Source organism: Vibrio sp. V09_P4A23P171, assembly GCF_963875615.1.
In the GTDB taxonomy this organism is placed as follows: Bacteria; Pseudomonadota; Gammaproteobacteria; order Enterobacterales; family Vibrionaceae; genus Vibrio; species Vibrio anguillarum.
Window position 1 is genome coordinate 1 of record NZ_CAWNMR010000043.1, and the last position, 5,700, is coordinate 5,700.

General features: G+C 41.2%; 7 protein-coding genes. 3 read left to right on the forward strand and 4 right to left on the reverse strand.

Annotated elements, in window-relative coordinates; translation table 11 throughout:
* The first annotated feature begins 225 nt into the window (after window positions 1-225).
* The 3 genes from AACT23_RS12380 (at window position 226) to AACT23_RS12390 (ending at window position 1,791) form a co-directional block, all read left to right on the forward strand.
* Window positions 226-462 carry an RNA recognition motif domain-containing protein gene (locus tag AACT23_RS12380; RefSeq protein WP_013867767.1) on the forward strand — a complete coding sequence of 79 codons (237 nt, stop codon included), beginning with the start codon at window positions 226-228 and terminating at the stop codon, window positions 460-462.
* 824 nt (window positions 463-1,286) lie between these two features.
* Window positions 1,287-1,508: a TA system antitoxin ParD family protein gene (locus AACT23_RS12385; RefSeq protein ID WP_017044326.1), complete on the forward strand. Its 222-nt coding sequence runs from the start codon at window positions 1,287-1,289 to the stop codon at window positions 1,506-1,508.
* On the forward strand, window positions 1,501-1,791 hold the full coding sequence (locus AACT23_RS12390) for a type II toxin-antitoxin system RelE/ParE family toxin (RefSeq protein WP_019280985.1): 291 nt from the start codon (window positions 1,501-1,503) through the stop codon (window positions 1,789-1,791). Before AACT23_RS12385 ends, AACT23_RS12390 begins: the two co-directional genes overlap by 8 nt.
* Window positions 1,792-2,397: 606 nt before the next feature.
* On the opposite strand, the gene AACT23_RS12395 is transcribed toward AACT23_RS12390, so the two are convergent.
* From AACT23_RS12395 to AACT23_RS12410, 4 genes are all read right to left on the reverse strand, one after another.
* Entirely contained in the window at window positions 2,398-3,219 is an 822-nt protein-coding gene (locus tag AACT23_RS12395; RefSeq protein WP_094128112.1) for an HNH endonuclease, read from the reverse strand.
* A 170-nt stretch (window positions 3,220-3,389) separates the two neighbouring features.
* A complete protein-coding gene (locus AACT23_RS12400; protein ID WP_080569473.1) occupies window positions 3,390-3,680 on the reverse strand; it encodes a YkgJ family cysteine cluster protein in 291 nt (96 codons plus the stop codon).
* 207 nt (window positions 3,681-3,887) lie between these two features.
* The gene (locus AACT23_RS12405) at window positions 3,888-4,424 is read right to left on the reverse strand and encodes an AAA family ATPase (protein WP_094128115.1); all 537 of its coding nucleotides are present in this window, start codon (window positions 4,422-4,424) and stop codon (window positions 3,888-3,890) included.
* A 141-nt stretch (window positions 4,425-4,565) separates the two neighbouring features.
* Window positions 4,566-5,483, reverse strand: a complete 918-nt coding sequence (locus AACT23_RS12410) for an alpha/beta hydrolase (RefSeq protein ID WP_094128118.1) — start codon at window positions 5,481-5,483, stop codon at window positions 4,566-4,568.
* Window positions 5,484-5,700 lie beyond the last annotated feature (217 nt).

Sequence of the window (5,700 nt, forward strand, 5' to 3'; positions counted from 1 at the left end):
ATAACGCCCGGCTAAGGGGTTGACAACGCACCGCCGAACTCAAAAAACACACCTTAAACACTGAACTTCAATTTTAAACTAAAGTCGCCACGCGTTGACAATCCCTCTTGAGCCGTTTGTTATGCAGTTTTTTAACCAATACTCAGTATAAAGAACGAATTGCTTAGCCAAACTTATCTTTAGCTGCCACAATTCGCACTGTCATTTACTACCAACTGGTTCATCATGAAACTTTTAGTTCGCAATCTATCTCGCTCTACAACTGAACAAGAACTTCGTGTTTTATTCTCAGCTCATGGCTCCGTAGCCGAATGTACGCTTGTTTTAGACCAAGTAACGGGTCAATCAAAAGGCTTTGCTTTTGTCGAAATGCCAAACGAAAACGAAGCTAATGCTGCAATTTCTAGCCTAAACCTTTCTGACGTTGCCAAAAGCAAAATCAGAGTAAAAGCCGCAGAATAAACACCTTATAGACAAAAAGAGTAAAGCTCCGTCAGTTCAAATACATTGGGCTGACGTCTTTTAGTTTCCGTTGAACCTGTAGAACTGCATAACGCCCAATTAAGTGGTGAACAACGCACTGGCCAAGCCGCTGCATTGCACCGTAAAACACTTTACTTGACGCATAGTAAAACTGCCACGCGTTGAGAATCCACTTGAATTGTTTGTTATGTGAATTTCCCCATGAATTCAAAGTAAACCACCGTAGAAATGAAGAAATTTTAATAAGTTACGTGAAAAACTAATGCTTACCAAACCCTAAATTTCACAGCGATCTGAGCCAAAGGGAACCACTTGCAGGATCAACAACAAAGAAAGCGCCCTTTCAGCCATAACCAAACCTTTTGCGTCACCAGACTTTCAGTGCTGAATGTCAGCAAGCAAATCAGTCAAAAATGCATTTCAATTGAAGCGATTTGAAACCGATAAAACTCAACACAAACCAGATCCAAAACTTAATTGAGGCAACCCAAGAACCTTGAAAACGATCAATCTCAGATTGTTCAAGAATCCATTTCGACCAAGCCAACTTGCCGAAAACACGGAACGAATTCTCAATGAAATCGTAGCTTTGACCTTAAAAACTCATCAAACACATAACGCCCGGCTAAGGGGTTGACAACGCACCGCCGAACTCAAAAAAAACACTGTAAACACTGAACTTCAATTTTGTACTAAAGCCGCCACGCGTTGGCAATCCCTCTTGAGCCGTTTGTTATGATTCATCTTGCTACCTTCGTAGCACCACGCTACAATTATTAAAACTTTAAATGAAGGAGCACATTATGTCTACCGCTAGCATACGCCTTGATCAAGACCTCGTAGATAAAGCCGCTATCATGGCCAAAGCATTGAATCGCACTACACCAAAACAAATTGAACACTGGGCTAAAATTGGGGAAATGATGGAAGATAACCCAGATTTACCTTATGAATTTGTTCGACAAGCCATTATAGCTAAAGCTGAAAAAGAAGCCGGAAAACTTGAGGCATACAACTTTGGCTAATATTACACAGGTTCTTCAAACGCCATCATTCAAGAAAACCGTTAAAAAACTCCACCAAAATCAGAAAGTGGATCTGGACAATGCGGTCAAAGCACTTATCGAAGATCCGCTTTTAGGTGAGCAGAAAAAAGGAGATTTGTCCTTTCTCCGTGTTTATAAATTCAAAATGGTTAAGCAACTCACTCTTCTTGGCTATAGCTATCAAGATGGGACGGTGACTCTTGAACTCATCGCCCTAGGCACGCATGAAAATTTTTACCGAGATATCAAGATGTTTTACTGAATCAGGGTGAATCATAACGCCCGGCTAAGGGGTTGGCAATGCACCGCCGAACTCAAAAAAACACACCGTAAACACTGAACTTCAATTTTGCACTAAAGTCGCCAAGCGTTGGCAATCCCTCTTGAGCCGTTTATTATGCAAATTCAATAAGATAAACTGACTTCACACGATCAAAAGCCACGATTGCAATGGTTGAGTGATTCAAGAATCAACCCAAGTAGGAGCCGTGATAAATTAGCCGCCAAAACAAAGTCCACCTTTCAGCAAGTGCAAAATGCTCGATTAACTTGCCCTTTCCACACTTTGCGCACGCTGAATTGGCAACAAACCAGCACCAAAACTCATTGAGGCAAACAAAGAACTTTGCCTGTTTTACGGCTTGAGTTAACCACGAATTTTAGGGTAAAAAAGCTCATTTGCCGACAACATAAAACGAATGGCCGGAGAAACCTAAAAAGATTGAACCCCTAAATTTACCTGAGTTGCATAACGCCCAATTAAGGGGTGAGCAACGCTACCACCCAACCTAAAGCATTGTGCCATAAACACTAAATTTGAAGTAGAAGCAAAAATGCCAAGCGTTGGGAATCCCTCTTAAATTGCTTGTTAGGCGATTTTTTCTTCGATGCTAAGGGCTACTTTTAACAACTGCTCGTTGAATTCTTTGCTGTCGATTGAATAATGCGCTCTCCGATGACACGTAGGGCATAGAGCGATAACATTTTCCGGGCAATCAGCACCACCGTCAGCAAGCCTGGTTAAATGATGGACTTCTAGATAAGGTCCTTCCTTCGTTTCAAAGGGCGACTTACTTCTGCAACCTTCACAAACCCCATTTGCACGCTTTTTAGCATATAACTTAATAGCCTCGCTACGGTAACGGATGTGAACAACTTGTTCTTTAACATCCACATTACTAGGTGTCACAGCTGTAGCGATATCGCGTAATTGCTTAAGTGATTTGCTTTTAGTCGGTTTGGTCAAGTACGGAGCCTTTCCATTTTCTACGCCGGGAAGCCTTGACTGCGGAAGTACATCCAAGTGAAAAATGAAAGCATCTCGAAGCTGACTATTTTTGTCAGGTCTCTGCTCGATATGATGTTCAATGTAACTACATACACCGACGAAACGCACAAAACCTTTTGTAGTCGACTCAAACAACAAGATTTCTTTTTTATTTTTCTGGTGTTCGAAGATAGCCAAATTACCTTTGACCATTTGCATGTCACCTTCTTGGCCTTCGCCTGTATACCTAAACGTACCATCTGGACCAAAACCATCAGAATAGCCGAACTCTTCACCTGCATCACTGGTAAATATAAATACATAAGGATGATTAGCTGGTGTAGCAATGCCACCATACTGTCGACCTTTGTATACACCGTGAATATCAGAACGACGGTTATAGATTTTACCTACTTCGAACAATGAACCCTCCTCATCGCCTAACGCCCGGTTAAGGGGCAGCCAACGCCATTACCAAGCTTCCGCATAACACCGTAACCACAAAAACCAACGCATAATAAAATGCCACGCGTTGGCTGTCCCTCTTGAACCGTTTGTTATGGCTAACAACTTACTGATTTATTGGGTAAAATTTAGGAAAGGTCTATCCGTTCATCTCGACATTCGTAAGAGCCCATTTCGAATTCTCGACAAATCCAAGGGCGATTTTCGTAAATTGTGCACATGAACGTTTCACGATCTAGAGCTGAACACCAACCATCTGACAAACGCAGCATAGTTTCTCCACCCCATTCATCAAATGCAATGTGCTGCTCTGGTACACCTGTATCGGTAATGATCATAACCTCCAAACGGCAACAACAAGCATGGCAGTTTGAGCACGATATTTCCGGATTTGATACATTTTTAATTGGTATTGTCATCGAGTTCTTCAGCAAGTTTAATCGCAGAATAGTACTCCAATTTAAACCAATTTACCGACATTAATGATGAACTCAACTTGATAGCCATAACGCCCGGCTAAGGGGCTGACAACGCATCACCACTAAACTCAAACACAACCACCGTAACCACCGCGGCTCAATTGGACTGGAAACGCTACGCGTTGACAGTCCCTCTTGAGGCGTTTGTTAGCCGTTGCTCACCGTATCTAAGATGAACTCAGCCCTATCTCCGACTGAAACCTTTGGAACTTCAATCAGTTCATAACCAAACCTTTCATAGGCTTTCACCATTTCATGGTATGTCGCAACAGCCTCATTAAAATCTTGCTTACGCTCGATGTCATTTTCATAGATCGTTTCCCACGGTGGGAAAATGAATACTTTTCTGTGATAGGTTAGCTCGTGGCAACTTCTTAATAAGATCTCTGAAATAGCTATTTGTTCAAGCTGACTGTACCCATAAGAATCAATAATGCTTCGATCAAAGAAAGTCAGAACTGAGTTGTCGTGCACTTTGTAATTATTGAGTTCTTCAAGAACCATTGCATCACGGAATGCGACTTTATCTTTCCAAGGTAAAGCTGCTCCATCACGCTCAGTTTGCATTTGAATGACTTTACGACCGACTTCTGTAGCACTTGGATATCCCAATTGCTCTAAAAATTTAATCACCGAAGTTTTTCCTGAACCTGGACCACCAGTAAAAACTACCCGATTGTTCATGAAACCTCCTAAAACGGCTAACGCCCGCTTAAGGGGCTGACAACGCTACTACCAAGTTTCCGTATAACACCGTAACCACAAAAATCAACGTACAATAAAAATGCCACGCGTTGGAAGTCCCTCTTGAAGCGTTTGTTATGTTTAATTTTTGATTGTAGCTGCAATATTTCTAATACAACGTCTTACAGATTCACTTATACCTGACAATTGATAGAAACCATGTATAACACCTAGATATCGTTCACAATAAGCTTCAACTCCTTGTGAAAGAAGTAACCTGTATAACTGCTCGCCTTCGTCTCTTAGTGGATCAAATTCTGCCGTAATAATCAATGTTGGCGGTAAACCTTGGAAATCTTGTCTTAACAATAAATTGAGTTCTGACTCACAAGATAACCGCTCTAAGTCACCGGCATAAAGCTGAAAGCCAGAAAGCAACATTTGAGCTGTAATAATATAATTTGTACCGTTTTTCTGGTAACTCTCTGATTTACCTTTTGGATCAATCATTGGATAGATTAAGACTTGCTTTTTTGGTAGCCAATGACCGTTGTTTTTAAGGCGGAGTGCCGTAGCAAGGGCTAATTGTGCGCCTGCACTATCCCCGATAAAAAATACATTTTCAGTATCACCGCCGTATTTATGACCATATTTTTTGATACTTAACACTGACTGAAATGCATCATCATGAGCTGATGGGTATGTATGCTCTGGTGCCAATCGGTATTTAATACAAACCACTATTGTCTCTGACAAATGAGCTAACTGCCTTAGTTGTACATCATGTGTTTCATGACCACCACTAATGAAACAACCACCATGAAAGTAAATCGTAATTGGTAAATTAGCTTTATCGGCTGGCTTATAAATTTTGATTTGTATTCCATCTAATTCATCCACAAACTCATCTGCCATTTCAGGACTAGAGCCCGCTAATACCGTACTTGATAGGTAGCCTGCACGACGTTCAGAAATAGTTTGTTTTGATGGGTAAGGTTTCCCACTAGAAATGAACTCTTCAACGAGTTCTTTAATGCCGCTCTCTAGATAATTGATCATCTTGAATTCTTCTAATGCCTGAAAAGCTAGCTATGATAAGCAAATATAAACAACTGTATATAAAAACAGTTCAAGCATGTGATGCTGATTAAACATAACGCCCGGCTAAGGGGTTGACAACGCATAGCCGAACTCAAAAAACACACCGTAAACACTGAACTTCAATTTTGAACCAAAGCCGCCACGCGTTGGCAATCCCTCTTGAGCCGTTTGTTAG